We start from the raw sequence: 14649 nt of genomic DNA, 5'->3' as shown, positions 1-14649 counted from the left end.
AAATCCTGCTCAATAAAATTCAGTGAAGCCCCGGAACCTGTGGGAGCGGGCTTGCTCGCGAAGAGGGAGTGTCAGGCAACAAAAGTGTCATCAGACACACCGCCTTCGCGAGCAAGCCCGCTCCCACAGGTTTTGTGTTCAACGTAAAAGGCTCGGGGTTTTCGGCGCCTGGGTCTGGCTGTCTTTCGGCACGTCGTTGCCGGCACCGAGGCCACCGCCCAACGCCGTCACCAGTTCGGCATGGGCGCTCAAACGCGCCGCCTGTACCTGCTGCTGCACTTGCTGCTGCTTGAACAACAAGGTCTGGGCGTTGAGCACGTTGAGGTAGTCGGTCAGGCCACGCTGGTAGGCGATCATCGCGATGTCGTAGGTCTTCTGCGCGGCGGCCACCGACTCGGCGGCGAAAGCCTGTTGCTTGTCCATGGACTCGCGGCGGATCAACTGGTCGGAGATGTTTTTCAGCGCGTTGACCAGGGTCTGGTTGTACTTGGCTACGGCGATGTCATACCCGGCCGAGGCTTCACCCAGTTCCGAGCGCAAACGCCCGCCATCGAAAATCGGCAACGAAATCGCCGGACCCACGCTGTAGTTGAGTTTCTTGCCGGTCAAAAACTCCAGGGCCCCGCCGCCGGTGGCCATGTAGCCGAGGCTGCCGACCAGATCGACGTTCGGGTAGAAACCGGCATGGGCAACATCGATACCTCGCGCCTGTGCTGCCACTTGCCAGCGACTGGCGACCACGTCCGGGCGCTGCCCGAGCAATTGCGCCGGCAGCGAAGACGGCAGTTTCAGTGGCGCGCCCAGCGACAGCGTTGGCCGCTGCAACTGCGCACCTTCCCCCGGGCCCTTGCCGGCGAGAGCAGCGAGCTGATTGCGGCTCAAAGCGATTTCTTCGTCGAGGGCATCGATCTGGCGATGGGTTTCCGGCAGCGGCGTCTCGGCCTGGCTGACTTCGAAATGGGTGCCGATGCCACCGTTCAGGCGCTTCTGCGCCAGCTCGAGAATCTGCTGTTGCTGCTTCAAGGTCGCTTCGACGATGTCCCGCTGGGCGTAATGCAACGACAACTCGATGTAGACACGCACGATGTTGTCCTGCAATTCGAGCTGGGCCTGACGCGCTTCGGCGACGGTCATGTGCGCCATGTCCACGGCGCGCTCGGTGGCATTGCTTTCGCGGCCCCAGAGGTCGAGGGCATAACTGAAACCCAGCGCCGCGTTGTTGTCCCAGGTCGTGGAGTTGGCCAGCTCACCCGGCCCGTAGAACTGGTCGGTAGGCCAGTTGTGGCGTTTGAGAGTGGCATCACCATTGATCTGCAGCGACTCGGCCGCTTCGGCCACGCCGGCCATGGACTTGGCCTGACGCACCCGGGCGGCGGCCATGGCCAGGGTCGGGCTGCCTTGCAGGGCGAGGTCGATCCAGCGATTCAGTTGCGGGTCACCATAGGCTTGCCACCATTGCGCGGTAGGCCAGTGCGCATCTTGCGCGGCGCTCTGGATCGCTTCGTCGGTAGCCAGTGAATTGGCCTCCAGCGCCTTGCCTTGTGGGGCAATACCTCCGGTTCCGATGCAGCCGCTGATTGCCAGGGTTAAAGCCAAAACACTGAGCGGCTGAAGCGCTCTGCTGATGCGACGCGGCACTGCTGTGATTTCCTGAAATAGGGGGGAGGCATGAGATTTTCTGGAAACCGGAGATCCGCTTTTGTGGGAGCGGGCTTGCTCGCGAAAGCGGTCTGTCAGTCAACATCGCTGTTGAATGTGATGCCCTCTTCGCGAGCAAGCCCGCTCCCACAGGTTATGCGGTGGGTCGAGCCCGGCTGCCCAAGTTGCGCAATTCTATGGGGCGGCCTGAAGGGCGATAAGCCGGGATTCCTGTGAATCTTTGTTACCGTTAACGAGATAATCCGTAGGTAGGGGTCACCGCCCCCGAAACTTCGTGTCACAATTTGCCATCGCACCCGAGAGCACCCCATGGACACTTTGCAAAACATGCGCGCCTTCAGTTACGTGGCCGAAGCCGGCAGCTTCACCGCCGCCGCCGTACAACTGGACACCACCACGGCCAACGTCTCGCGCGCGGTCTCCAACCTGGAAGCCCACCTGCAAACCCGCCTGCTCAACCGAACGACCCGACGCATCGCCCTGACCGAAGCCGGCAAGCGCTACCTGCTGCGCTGCGAACAGATCCTGGCCTACGTCGAAGAAGCCGAAGCCGAGGCCAGCGACGCCCACGCACGCCCGGCCGGGCAACTGAAAGTGCACACCATGACCGGCATCGGCCAGCACTTCGTGATCGACGCTATCGCCCGCTACCGCAAGACCCACCCGGACGTAACCTTCGACCTGACCATGGCCAACCGCGTACCGGACCTGCTCGACGAAGGCTACGACGTGTCCATCGTCCTCGCCCGCGAACTGCCGGACTCGGGCTTCGTCTCCCAGCGCCTGGGCATCACCTACAGCATCGTTTGCGCCTCGCCGGCCTACGTCAAAGCCAACGGCTGTGCACAAAAACCCAGCGACCTGCTCAACCACGCCTGCCTGCGCCTGGTGAGCCCGGTGATTCCGCTGGAAAAATGGGCCTTCGACGGTCCTGATGGCCAGGAAATGGTCACCATCAACAGCTCGCCGTTTCTGGTGAACTCCGCCGACGCAATGAAATCCGCGATCATCAGCGGCATGGGCGTTGGCGTCCTGCCGCTGTATGCCGCGATAGAAGGCCTGCGCAATGGCACGCTGGTGAGGGTGATGCCCAAATACCGCTCGCAGGAACTGAACCTGTATGCGATCTACCCTTCGCGTCAGTACCTGGACGCGAAGATCAAGACCTGGGTCGAGTATTTGCGCGGATCATTGCCGGAACTGCTGGCCGCGCATCAGGCGGAATTGGCGGCGTATGAATTGAGCGGGAGCCTGGGTGGGGTTCGGGTGGCGAACTGAAAATCTCTCAGCTCACAGATTGATCCTTTGTGGGAGCGAGTACATCTGCAAGAGGTTGGTCGGCTGTCAGGCCGCCTTCGCGAGCAAGCCCGCTCCCACAGGAATCGAGTACATCTGCAAGAGATTGGTTGGCTGGCAGGCCGCCTTCGCGGGCAAGCCCGCTCCCACAGGAATCGAGTACATCTGCAAGAGGTTGGTCGGCTGGCAGGCCGCCTTCGCGGGCAAGCCCGCTCCCACAGGTACTGTGTACACCGAACCAGACAATCAGGCCGGCCGGTAGGCCGCCTCGCTTTTGCTTTTGCGGTGCACGCCCCCTCGGGAGGCCGAGCGGAGGTTCTGCGCAGTGGGCAACCCGGCATGGATGCCGGGTTAGCCGCCCCCGGCCATGGATGGCCGATGGCGGCGGGCTCTGTAGGAGCGAGCTTGCTCGCGAAAAACCTGAGAGCACCGCGGGGTGTCAGGCTCCCCGCATCATCGTTGACCTCCATCGCGAGCAAGCTCGCTCCTACAGTCTTTTCCAAGTGACCCGCCGTAAGGGCGGAACCATAAGCCGCCATTACCAAAGAAACGGATATGTACTCGGTCAACCAAGAACATGGTCGGCTGAAAGGCCGCCAAGTCCCCCAAACTGACAGCGCCGTCAGTTAGCCGTCACCCTCCTGACCAGCAAACAGGTTTATAAAGGAAACTACCCTTCGACCAAAAACCCAGCCCCGGCGCCCCACTCGCATGCGAATCCAGACCAAGCCCGCCCTGCTCGTCGCCCTTCTGATCGTCCTGGCAGCGCTGGGCCTGTGGTATGCAACCAAACCGGCCAAGGCCAAACTCGCCAGCCCCACCGCCATCCCCGTGCGCGTGGTCGCCGTCGCCGAAAAAGACGTGCCCCGCTATGTCAGCGGCATCGGTTCGGTGTTGTCCCTGCACAGCGTCGTGGTCCGCCCGCAAATCGACGGCATCCTCACCAAACTGCTGGTCAAGGAAGGCCAACTGGTGAAAAAAGGCGACCTTTTGGCCACCATCGACGACCGGTCGATCCGCGCCAGCCTCGACCAGGCCCGGGCACAACTGGGCGAAAGCCAGGCGCAACTGCAAGTGGCGCTGGTCAACCTCAAGCGCTACAAACTGCTCAGCGTCGACGACGGCGTGTCCAAGCAGACCTACGATCAGCAACAAGCGCTGGTCAACCAACTCAAGGCCACCGCCCAAGGCAACCAGGCTTCGATTGATTCTGCAGAGGTACAACTTTCCTACACACAAATACGCTCCCCGGTCAGTGGCCGTGTCGGTATTCGCACCGTGGACGAAGGCAACTTCCTGCGCATGAGCGACGCCCAGGGTCTGTTCACCGTGACCCAGATCGACCCGATCGCAGTGGAGTTCTCCCTGCCGCAGCAAATGCTGCCGACCCTGCAAGGCCTGATCAACGACCCGCAACACGCTCAGGTAAAGGCCTACATCGGTGCCGACACCGACGGCGAAACCGGCAACCTGCTCGGCGAAGGCCACCTGACCCTGATCGACAACCAGATCAACGCCAACACCGGCACCATCCGCGCCAAGGCCGAATTCGACAATCCGGGGCAGAAGCTCTGGCCGGGCCTGCTGGTGACGGTAAAGATTCAGACCGCGCTGGACAAAGATGCGCTGGTGGTGCCGCCGACAGTCGTACAACGCGGCCTCGATCAACACTTCGTGTACCGGGTCAACGGCGACAAGGTCGAAGCCGTTCAGGTGCAGATGGTCTATCAAGGCAGCGGCCAGGACATCATCAAAGGCGTGAAGCCGGGTGATGTGCTGGTCAGCGATGGTCAGTCGCGGCTCAAACCGGGGTCGACGGTGCAGGTGCTGACCGAGCCGTCGCAAATGGTGCAATCGGAGGCTGCGCAATGAAAGGCCACGGTTCGATATCCGCCTGGTGCATCGACCACCCGGTGGCGACAGTTCTGTTGACGTTTGCCCTGGTACTGCTGGGCGCCATCGCCTTTCCGCGCCTGCCGGTGGCACCTTTGCCCGAGGCGGAATTCCCGACTATCCAGGTGGCGGCGCAACTGCCTGGTGCCAGCCCGGAAACCATGGCCTCTTCGGTGGCCACGCCCCTGGAAGTGCAGTTCAGCGCCATCCCCGGTGTGACCCAGATGACGTCGAGCAGCGCCCTCGGCTCGACCAACCTGACCCTGCAATTCACCCTCGACAAGAGCATCGACACCGCCGCCCAGGAAGTGCAGGCCGCGATCAACACCGCCGCTGGCAAGCTGCCCAAGGATATGCCGAACCTGCCGACCTGGCGCAAGGTCAACCCGGCTGACAGTCCGGTGCTGATTCTTAGCGTGAACTCGTCGCTGATGCCCGGCCCGACACTCAGTGACCTGACGGAAACCCTGCTGTCGCGTCAGATCAGTCAGATCGACGGCGTAGGCCAGGTCGTCATCACCGGTCAGCAACGTCCAGCGATCCGCGTCCAGGTCTCGGCGGACAAACTTGCGGCCATCGGCCTGACTCTCGCCGATATCCGCCTGGCGATCCAGCAAACCAGCCTCAACCTGGCCAAAGGTGCGTTGTACGGGGAATCGAGCATTTCAACCCTGTCCACCAACGATCAGTTGTTCCACCCCGAGGATTACAGTCAGTTGATTGTTTCCTACAAGAACGGTGCACCGGTCCATCTCAAAGACGTGGCCAAAGTCGTCAACGGCTCGGAAGATGCCTACGTCCAGGCCTGGGCGGGCACGCAACCGGGGGTGAACCTGGTGATCTTCCGCCAGCCAGGGGCCAACATCGTCGAGACCGTGGACCGCATCCAGGCCGCCCTGCCGGAGCTGGAAGCGATGCTGCCTGCCTCGGTGCAGGTCAAGACGCTGATCGACCGCACCCAGACCATCCGTGCCTCGTTGCATGAAGTGGAAATCACCCTGCTGATCGCGATCATGCTGGTGGTCGCGGTGATGGCTCTGTTCCTGCGCCAACTGTCGGCCACGCTGATTGTCTCGGCGGTACTCGGCGTGTCCCTGATCGCCAGTTTCGCCTTGATGTACGTCATGGGTTTCAGCCTGAACAACCTGACGCTGGTGGCGATCGTGGTGGCGGTGGGCTTTGTGGTCGACGATGCGATTGTGGTGGTGGAGAACATCCACCGCCATCTCGAAGCCGGCGACGGCATGCGCGAGGCGGCGATCAAAGGCGCCGGGGAAATCGGCTTCACCGTGGTGTCGATCAGCTTCTCGCTGGTGGCTGCGTTCATCCCGCTGCTGTTCATGGGCGGCGTGGTCGGGCGGTTGTTCAAGGAGTTCGCCCTGACCGCCACCTCGACCATCATGATTTCGGTGGTGGTGTCCCTGACGTTGGCGCCGACCCTCGCTGCGCTGTTCATGCGCGCGCCGGTACATCACGCCCACGCCAAACCGGGCTTCGGCGAACGCCTGCTGGCGCTCTATGAAAAAGCCCTGCGCCACGCCCTCGCCCACCAGAAGTTGATGATCGGCGTGTTCGGCCTGTCCCTCGGCCTGGCCGTCGCCGGTTACATCTTTATCCCCAAGGGCTTCTTCCCGATTCAAGACACCGGTTTCGTTCTGGGTACCACCGAAGCGGCTGCGGACATTTCCTACGGCGACATGGTGAAAAAACACCTGGCAATGGCGGAAATCGTCGCCGCCGACCCCGCCGTCCAGACGTTCTCGCACTCGGTCGGGGTGTCCGGCAGCAACCAGACCATCGCCAACGGCCGCTTCTGGATCACCCTGAAAAAACGCGCTGACCGCGATGTTTCCGCCAGCGAGTTCATCGACCGGATTCGCCCGCAGCTGATGAAAGTCCCGGGCATCGTGCTGTACTTGCGCGCCGGCCAGGACATCAACCTCAGCTCCGGCCCGAGCCGTGCCCAGTATCAATACGTACTCAAGAGCAATGACGGCGGCACACTCAGTACCTGGACCCAGCGCCTCACGGAAAAACTGCGGAGCAACCCGGCGTTCCGCGACATTTCCAACGACCTGCAACTGGGCGGCAGCATCACCCACATCAGCATCGACCGCAGCGCCGCAGCGCGTTTCGGCCTGACCGCCAGCGACGTCGACGAAGCCCTGTACGATGCCTTCGGCCAGCGCCAGATCAACGAATTCCAGACCCAAGTCAACCAGTACAACGTGATCCTGGAACTGGACACCAAGCAGCGCGGCAAGGCCGAAAGCCTCAACTATTTCTACCTGCGCTCGCCCCTGAGCGGGGAAATGGTGCCGCTGTCGGCGCTGGCCAGGTTCGATGCGCCGACCATCGGCCCGCTGTCCATCGCCCATGACGGCATGTTCCCGGCTGCCAACCTGTCGTTCAACCTGGCGCCCGGCGTGGCGTTGGGCGATGCGGTAATCATGCTCAACCAGGCCAAGGTCGACATCGGCATGCCGACCGCGATCAGTGGCAATTTCCAGGGCGCGGCCCAGGCGTTCCAGAGTTCGCTGGCCAGCCAGCCGTGGCTGATTCTGGCGGCGCTGGTGGCGGTGTACATCATTCTCGGCGTGCTCTACGAGAGCTTCGTGCACCCGCTGACGATCATTTCGACCTTGCCCTCGGCAGGCCTCGGCGCGGTGATCATGCTGTGGATTTGCGGCCAGGACTTTTCGATCATGGCCCTGATCGGGCTGGTGCTGTTGATCGGTATCGTCAAGAAAAACGGCATCCTGATGATCGACTTCGCCCTCGAAGCGCAGCGCAATGGCGGGCTGTCACCTGAAGAAGCGATCTTCAAGGCCTGCATTACGCGTTTCCGGCCGATCATCATGACCACCCTCGCCGCCCTGCTCGGCGCCCTGCCGCTGATGCTCGGCTACGGCACCGGCGCCGAGTTGCGCCAGCCCCTGGGGATCGCGGTGGTCGGCGGTTTGCTGGTGAGCCAGGCGCTGACGCTGTTCACCACGCCGGTCATATACTTGTGGCTGGAGCGGTTATTTCATAGGCCCAAACCCTCGCCAGTACCGGCGCTGGCGACCACAGACTGAGGCGGGGTCATGCGTGTTCTGATTATCGAAGACGAGGAAAAAACCGCGGATTATCTGCACCGCGGCCTGACGGAACAGGGTTACACCGTGGATCTGGCGCGGGACGGGGTCGAAGGCCTGCACCTGGCGCTGGAAAGCGACTACGCGGTGATCGTCCTCGACGTGATGTTGCCGGGCCTCGACGGCTTCGGCGTGCTGCGCGCCTTGCGTGCGCGTAAACAAACCCCGGTGATCATGCTCACCGCCCGCGAGCGTGTGGAAGATCGCATCAAAGGCCTGCGTGACGGCGCCGATGATTACCTGGGCAAACCGTTTTCCTTTCTTGAACTGGTGGCACGCCTGCAAGCGCTGACCCGGCGCAGCGGTGGCCATGAACCGGTGCAAGTGAGCATCGCCGACCTGTGGATAGATTTGATCAGCCGCAAGGCTACTCGCGGCGGCGCACGGCTGGACCTGACCGCCAAGGAGTTCTCGCTGCTCAGCGTATTGGCGCGCCGCCAGGGTGAAATCCTCTCGAAAACCGCCATTGCCGAGATGGTCTGGGACATCAATTTCGACAGCGACGCCAACGTCGTCGAAGTCGCGATCAAACGCCTGCGGGCCAAGCTCGACGGACCGTTTGAAGAGAAGCTGCTGCACACCATTCGCGGCATGGGTTATGTGCTGGAGAGCCGTGGTGTCCAGTAACTCCATCGCCCTGCGCCTCAGCGGCATGTTCACGCTGGTGGCGCTGTTGGTGTTTTTGTTGATTGGCTGGGCGCTGTACCAGCAGGTCGACAAAGGCCTGGGCCTGTTGCCCGAAGCCGAGCTGGATGCGCGCTACAGCGTGCTCGAATCCACAGTCGGCCGTTACGGTACACCCGAGCATTGGGTGAAGATCAACAACAAGCTCAATCTGCTGAGCGAAGAAGACAAACGCATCAGTTTCTGGATCATCAGCGGCGATCCGCACTACGAATACGGCAACCTGACACCGCAAATCCGCACCTTTGCCCAAGGGCCGCTGGGCACGCGCGACATGCAGCTGCCGGATCACCCGTATCCGCTGAAAGTGCTGGTCAGCGAATTTCCCGCCAAGGACCAGCGCCCACCGCTGCGCTTCATGATCGCCATCGATACCGAGACGTTTTTCCAGACTCAGCATCAACTGTTGATCGCGCTGATCAGCCTGGCGATTGTCGGCGTGTTGCTGGCTTCGGCGCTGGGTTATTGGGTGGCGCGGATCGGGCTCAAGCCGCTGATCAAACTGTCCCAGGAAGCCCAACGCCTGGCCCCGCCGTTGCGCTCGGGGCGCTTGCGATTGTCACCGTTGCCGCCGGAACTCGATCAATTTGTCAGCTCGTTCAACTCGACCCTGGAACGGGTTGAGCAAGCGTACTCACGCCTTGAATCGTTCAATGCCGACGTCGCCCACGAACTGCGCTCGCCACTGACCAACCTGATCGGCCAGACCCAGGTCGCATTGACCCGCGGACGCTCCGCCGAACATTACTTCGAAGTGTTGCAATCGAACCTCGAAGAGCTTGAACGGCTGCGTTCGATCATCAACGACATGCTGTTCCTCGCCAGTGCCGATCAGGGCAGCAAAGCGACCAAATTGACGTCCACATCGCTGGCAGATGAAGTGGCCACGACCCTGGAGTATCTGGATTTCATTCTCGAGGACGCTCAGGTCCGGGTTGAGGTCAGTGGTGACGCGCAAGTGCGGATCGAGATCGCGCATTTGCGCCGGGCGTTGATCAATCTGTTGAACAACGCGGTGCAACACACCGGGCCCGGGCAGGTGATCCAGGTGCGGATCGAAGCCCGGGAGCATCAAGTCAGCATCGGCGTCGCCAACCCCGGCGAGCCGATTGCCCGTGAACACCTGCCACGGCTGTTCGAGCGCTTCTACCGGGTCGATGCGTCGCGCAGCAACAGCGGCCACAATCACGGCTTGGGTCTGGCCATCGTCAAGGCGATTGCGTTGATGCATGGCGGCGATGTATTCGTGCGCAGTGATCATGGGATGAATACCTTCGGCATACACCTTCCCATCTGAAACACACAAACTACTGTGGCGAGCGAGCTTGCTCGCGCTGGGCTGCGAAGCGGCCCTAAAACTGGTGTACGCGTTCTTTCAAACAGTTTTGTGCTGACTGGACTCACGACTGCTTCGCAGCCGAGCGGGAGCAAGCTCCCTCGCCACAAAAAGCGCTTTGCACTACTCACTATTGCCGTAACCGCAACAGTCCTTTCATCAATCCGCTCTTTTTCCCCTCGCCTCATGTCCTTATCTTTGCCCGCACCAAACAGCACTTGCCAAGCAAGAAGGTTTTAAAGATGTCCAACAGTATGGGTATTGCCAGCGCTTTCGTTTTGTCCTCTTTGTTCCTGTCGCCAGTAGTGATGGCGGAAGAATCGCAGACTTTCGTAGCACATAACGCCGCACGCTCTGCGGCGTTCGAAGAGCATCAGATCGAGATGACGGCCAAGGCTGCGCAAGACTCCCAAGCCCCGCAAACATCCAGCATCCAGGTCCAGGAAGACAGCTGATCTGCACCTGTCGCGCCTGTTTCCCTCGACACTTTTCATTGGCTCTTCCCTTTGAAAAGTTGTCTTCGAAGCCGCTGCTGTCAGCGGCTTTTTTTTTAGTGGCGACTCAACCTTCATTGCAATTTTTGCAACGAAAGTCACTGACGCCCACGCCATTGATTAATCGTTTGAGCAACCGGAACGAATCATTCGGCTGTGACGTTTATGGAACTACGCTTACAAAGTCCTTCCAGCAGACGTTTGTCTTATGACCGCAAGCCGAACCCCACAATTTTCAGGCAAAACCAGACGACCTGAGATCATGGTGATCTTCGGCAGCACCCTGACTGTCATCTCGATCCTGTGCATCGTCACTTTTCTACTGATCCGCGAACACGCCTACGCCCAGCAAACCGCTACACGCAGCGCGACCACCATTGCGCAACTGATCGATGCCGATGTCCTGCGTACGGTCGAGCTCTATGACTTGACCTTGCAGGGCCTGATCGCCGCCGCCCAGCGGGACGACCTGAAACAGGTTTCTGCGCAGATCCGCCATCTGGTGCTGTTCGATCGCTCCACCACCGCGCGCTACAAAGGCGACATCCTGCTGCTGGACAAGCACGGCGACGTGCTGGCCGACTCATCACTGATCGAACCGAAACCGGGCAACTTCGCTGACCGCGATTATTTCCAGGCCCATGTCTTCAATCGCGACACCGGCATGTTTATCAGCCAGCCGTTCAAGCCGCGCTGCGACTGCGATGACCGCGACGAATGGCGCATCAGTTTCAGCCGGCGCGTTTCCTCGCCCACGGGTGAGTTTCTGGGGGTCGCGGTAGCCTCGATGCGCATGAGCTACTTCGATCAGTTGTTCAACAGCCTCGACATCGGCACCGGCAGTACGCTGGGCATCATCAACAATGACGGGATCCTCCTGGCGCAGAAGCCGTACCGGGAACCAAACTCCATCGGCAAAAGCTTCTCCAGCCGCCCCAACGTCGTACGCATGCTGCAGGAGCGCAACGGCACTTTCGAAAGCGTGTCGAGCGTCGACCATCAACGGCGCCTGTACACCTTTTCCCGGGTCGGTAATCTGCCGCTGACCGTCATCGTGGCCCTTTCCATCGATGAAGTGTTCGCCACCTGGAACCGCACGGCCTACGTGATCAGTGGTGCTACCGGGGTTTTGTGCATCGGTCTGCTGTGGCTGACCTTGCTGCTGTGCCGCGAACTGCGCCTGCGCCAATATGCCGAGCAGGAATTGGCGCAACTGGCGGCCACCGATGCCTTGACCGGCGTAGCCAACCGCCGCTCCCTTGATCAGGCCCTGCGCCATGAATGGTTTCGTGCGCAGCGCAGCGGCAAGCCATTGTCGTTGCTGATGATTGATGCCGATCACTTCAAGGCCTTCAATGATCGGCACGGGCATCAGGCGGGTGACGAAGCCTTAAGGGCATTGGCCGAGGTCATCCGCGCCAATGTCCATCGCCCGGCGGACCTGGTGGCTCGCTATGGTGGCGAAGAATTTTCGGTGATCCTGGCCGAGACCGGCAGTGAAGGCGCGCAGCAGATCGCCGAACATATCCGGGCGGCGGTGCAAGAACTGCCACTGGTGGACGCCGATGAGTCGCCGATGAGCGTGAGTATCGGTATTGCAACCTGGACGACGACCAGCGAGATCAACCTGGAGCAGTTGCTGTTCAGCGCGGACAAGGCGCTGTATCAGGCCAAGGAAGGGGGGCGTAACCGGGTGGTGTATGCCAGCTGAATTTTATGCTGAACCGACTGGCCCCTTCGCGAGCAAGCCCGCTCCCACAGTTGACCGCGTCCCCCCTGTGGGAGCGGGCTTGCTCGCGAAGGGGCCTTCACTGCCACCATAGAAATCAGGACATAAAAAAAGGCCACCCGAAGGTAGCCTTTAAAAAACTAGAGAGGTTTTTTGCTTACACAGCCGCAACCGGGCGCATGTAAGAGATCGGTGCAGTGCTCGCGTCTTCGAACGTCACGACTTCCCAGGCATCTGTCTGCTCAATCAACTTGCGCAGCAGCTGGTTGTTCAGTGCGTGGCCGGACTTGAAGCCCTTGAACTCACCAATCAGGCTATTGCCCAGCAGGTAGAGGTCACCAATTGCATCGAGAATCTTGTGCTTCACGAATTCGTCTTCATAGCGAAGGCCGTCTTCGTTCAGTACGCCATCGGCGTCGACCACAATAGCGTTTTCAACACTGCCGCCGAGTGCGAGGTTGTGCTTGCGCAGGTACTCGATGTCACTCATGAAACCAAAGGTACGGGCGCGGCTGACTTCTTTTACGAACGAAGTGCTGGAAAAATCCACGCTTGCACTTTGGGTGCGGTCACGGAAAACCGGGTGATCGAAATCGATCTCGAAGCTCACTTTGAACCCTTCGAAAGGGACGAAAGTAGCGCGCTTGTCGCCATCTTCCACTGTCACTTCACGCAGGATGCGGATGAACTTCTTGGCGGCGTCCTGTTCTTCCAGGCCAGCCGATTGAATCAGGAATACGAAAGGTCCGGCGCTACCATCCATGATCGGGACTTCGGACGCGGAGAGCTCGACGTAGGCGTTATCGATGCCCAGGCCTGCCATGGCCGAGAGCAAGTGCTCTACCGTGTCCACTTTGACGTCACCGTTAACGAGCGTGGTCGACATAGTGGTTTCACCAACGTTTTCCGCGCGGGCAGGAATCTGCACCACGGGATCGAGGTCGGCGCGACAAAACACAATGCCGGTGTCGACAGGCGCTGGCTTGAGGGTCAGATAGACCTTCTCCCCGGAGTGCAGGCCGACACCTGTGGCACGGATAATATTCTTCAGGGTGCGTTGTTTAATCATGGCATGGGCCGCTTCAGCGCAAATTGCGAACTGGTATCAACAAAGGCTGGCGATGATAGCAGACCAGACCTTTGCTGAACACCAATCACCCGAATACCCCTGATACATTTCATCAATCGGCCTGACGACGCAGGAATGCCGGGATGTCCAGGTAGTCCAGGTCATCTTGCGGATTCATCTTCGCGGCAGTCGCAGCACCGGCCTGGGCCTGGTTGCGCATAACGGTCGGACGGTCCAGGTCACGGTAGTTCACCGCTGGAGCTTCCTGACGAACAGGGGCTTGTTGTTGTGGCTGCGAAGCCATCGACGTGTGGACGGTGTTGTCGATGACCTTCACAGGCTTCTCGATTTTAGCGCCCAGACCGGTCGCGACGACAGTCACGTGCAGCTCGTCGCGCATGTCCGGATCGATAACGGTACCGACCTTGACCATCGCGTGCTCGGAAGCGAATGCCTCAATGATGCTACCCACATCGGAGTATTCACCCAGGGACAGATCCGGACCGGCGGTAATGTTTACCAGGATGCCGCGAGCGCCTTGCAGGTTCACGTCTTCCAGCAACGGGTTGCGAATGGCCGCTTCGGTGGCTTCGCGTGCACGGTTCGGACCGCTGGCGCAGCCAGTGCCCATCATCGCCATGCCCATTTCGCTCATCACGGTACGCACGTCGGCGAAGTCGACGTTGATCATGCCCGGACGCTTGATGATGTCGGAGATACCGCGAACGGCACCGGCCAGTACATCGTCAGCCTTGGCGAAAGCCGACAGCAGGCTTGCGTCTTTACCGAGGATGGTCAGCAGTTTCTCGTTGGGAATGGTGATCAGCGAGTCGACGCTTTCGGAGAGCATGCGGATGCCTTCGTCGGCGATCTGCATACGCTTGCGACCTTCGAACGGGAACGGACGGGTCACCACCGCAACGGTGAGGATGCCCATTTCCTTGGCCACTTCGGCGATGATCGGCGCTGCACCGGTACCGGTACCACCGCCCATGCCAGTGGTGATGAACACCATGTTGGTGCCGGCCAGCACTTCGGCAATGCGCTCACGGTCTTCCAGAGCGGCTTGACGGCCGACTTCAGGGTTGGCGCCAGCGCCCAGGCCCTTGGTCACGCCGGTGCCCAGTTGCAGGATGGTGCGCGCGCCGATGTTTTTCAGCGCTTGAGCATCGGTGTTGGCGCAGATGAATTCGACGCCTTCGATGTTGCTCTTGACCATGTGGTTGACAGCGTTGCCGCCGCCACCGCCGACACCGATAACTTTGATTACCGGGCTTGCGGGGATGTTGTCTACGAGTTCGAACATTTTCCCTCTCCTTTACATTCTCTAGTTTTTTCGCCTACTGCGTGCT

Annotated in this window: 10 protein-coding genes; 7 read left to right on the top strand and 3 right to left on the bottom strand. The window is 60.5% G+C overall.

What is annotated here, in order from left to right; all coding sequences use genetic code 11:
* Window positions 1–138: 138 nt before the first annotated feature.
* Complete coding sequence (locus PMI28_RS07445) at window positions 139–1638, bottom strand: efflux transporter outer membrane subunit (RefSeq protein ID WP_007989917.1); 1500 nt, start codon at window positions 1636–1638, stop codon at window positions 139–141.
* Window positions 1639–1968: 330 nt separating this feature from the next.
* On the opposite strand from PMI28_RS07445, the gene PMI28_RS07450 reads away from it, so the two are divergent.
* The 7 genes from PMI28_RS07450 (at window position 1969) to PMI28_RS07480 (ending at window position 12210) form a co-directional block, all read left to right on the top strand.
* Entirely contained in the window at window positions 1969–2937 is a 969-nt protein-coding gene (locus PMI28_RS07450) for a LysR family transcriptional regulator (protein ID WP_007972623.1), read from the top strand.
* A 729-nt stretch (window positions 2938–3666) separates the two neighbouring features.
* Window positions 3667–4827, top strand: a complete 1161-nt coding sequence (locus tag PMI28_RS07455) for an efflux RND transporter periplasmic adaptor subunit (protein WP_007989914.1) — start codon at window positions 3667–3669, stop codon at window positions 4825–4827.
* Window positions 4824–7925 carry a multidrug efflux RND transporter permease subunit gene (locus PMI28_RS07460; protein WP_007989912.1) on the top strand — a complete coding sequence of 1034 codons (3102 nt, stop codon included), beginning with the start codon at window positions 4824–4826 and terminating at the stop codon, window positions 7923–7925. Before PMI28_RS07455 ends, PMI28_RS07460 begins: the two co-directional genes overlap by 4 nt.
* A gap of 9 nt (window positions 7926–7934) precedes the next feature.
* Window positions 7935–8612 carry a heavy metal response regulator transcription factor gene (locus PMI28_RS07465; RefSeq protein ID WP_007989910.1) on the top strand — a complete coding sequence of 226 codons (678 nt, stop codon included), beginning with the start codon at window positions 7935–7937 and terminating at the stop codon, window positions 8610–8612.
* Window positions 8602–9966 carry a heavy metal sensor histidine kinase gene (locus tag PMI28_RS07470; protein WP_007989908.1) on the top strand — a complete coding sequence of 455 codons (1365 nt, stop codon included), beginning with the start codon at window positions 8602–8604 and terminating at the stop codon, window positions 9964–9966. Before PMI28_RS07465 ends, PMI28_RS07470 begins: the two co-directional genes overlap by 11 nt.
* 281 nt (window positions 9967–10247) lie before the next feature.
* Window positions 10248–10460 (top strand): hypothetical protein, encoded by a 213-nt coding sequence (locus PMI28_RS07475; RefSeq protein WP_007989907.1) that lies wholly within the window; start codon window positions 10248–10250, stop codon window positions 10458–10460.
* Between the two features lie 247 nt (window positions 10461–10707).
* Complete coding sequence (locus tag PMI28_RS07480; protein ID WP_033063538.1) at window positions 10708–12210, top strand: sensor domain-containing diguanylate cyclase; 1503 nt, start codon at window positions 10708–10710, stop codon at window positions 12208–12210.
* A 175-nt stretch (window positions 12211–12385) separates the two neighbouring features.
* On the opposite strand, the gene lpxC is transcribed toward PMI28_RS07480, so the two are convergent.
* On the bottom strand, window positions 12386–13297 hold the full coding sequence (lpxC, locus tag PMI28_RS07485) for a UDP-3-O-acyl-N-acetylglucosamine deacetylase (RefSeq protein WP_007939852.1): 912 nt from the start codon (window positions 13295–13297) through the stop codon (window positions 12386–12388).
* 112 nt (window positions 13298–13409) lie between these two features.
* Window positions 13410–14603, bottom strand: coding sequence for a cell division protein FtsZ (gene ftsZ, locus PMI28_RS07490; RefSeq protein WP_007989903.1), 1194 nt, complete (start codon window positions 14601–14603; stop codon window positions 13410–13412).
* Between the last annotated feature and the right edge of the window lie 46 nt (window positions 14604–14649).

Origin of the sequence: Pseudomonas sp. GM48 (assembly GCF_000282335.1) — a bacterium.
Taxonomy (GTDB): Bacteria; Pseudomonadota; Gammaproteobacteria; order Pseudomonadales; family Pseudomonadaceae; genus Aquipseudomonas.
Note: the sequence above shows the minus strand (reverse complement) of the source record. Positions and strands in the feature narration are given on the sequence as shown.

Bases quoted from the DNA above. Each gene is read 5' to 3' on its own strand.
- PMI28_RS07450 (WP_007972623.1), top strand. From the start codon at position 1,969: ATGGACACTTTGCAAAACATGCGCGCCTTCAGTTACGTGGCCGAAGCC.
- PMI28_RS07455 (WP_007989914.1), top strand. From the start codon at position 3,667: ATGCGAATCCAGACCAAGCCCGCCCTGCTCGTCGCCCTTCTGATCGTC.
- PMI28_RS07460 (WP_007989912.1), top strand. From the start codon at position 4,824: ATGAAAGGCCACGGTTCGATATCCGCCTGGTGCATCGACCACCCGGTG.
- PMI28_RS07465 (WP_007989910.1), top strand. From the start codon at position 7,935: ATGCGTGTTCTGATTATCGAAGACGAGGAAAAAACCGCGGATTATCTG.
- PMI28_RS07475 (WP_007989907.1), top strand. From the start codon at position 10,248: ATGTCCAACAGTATGGGTATTGCCAGCGCTTTCGTTTTGTCCTCTTTG.
- PMI28_RS07480 (WP_033063538.1), top strand. From the start codon at position 10,708: ATGACCGCAAGCCGAACCCCACAATTTTCAGGCAAAACCAGACGACCT.
- lpxC (WP_007939852.1), bottom strand. From the start codon at position 13,297: ATGATTAAACAACGCACCCTGAAGAATATTATCCGTGCCACAGGTGTC.
- ftsZ (WP_007989903.1), bottom strand. From the start codon at position 14,603: ATGTTCGAACTCGTAGACAACATCCCCGCAAGCCCGGTAATCAAAGTT.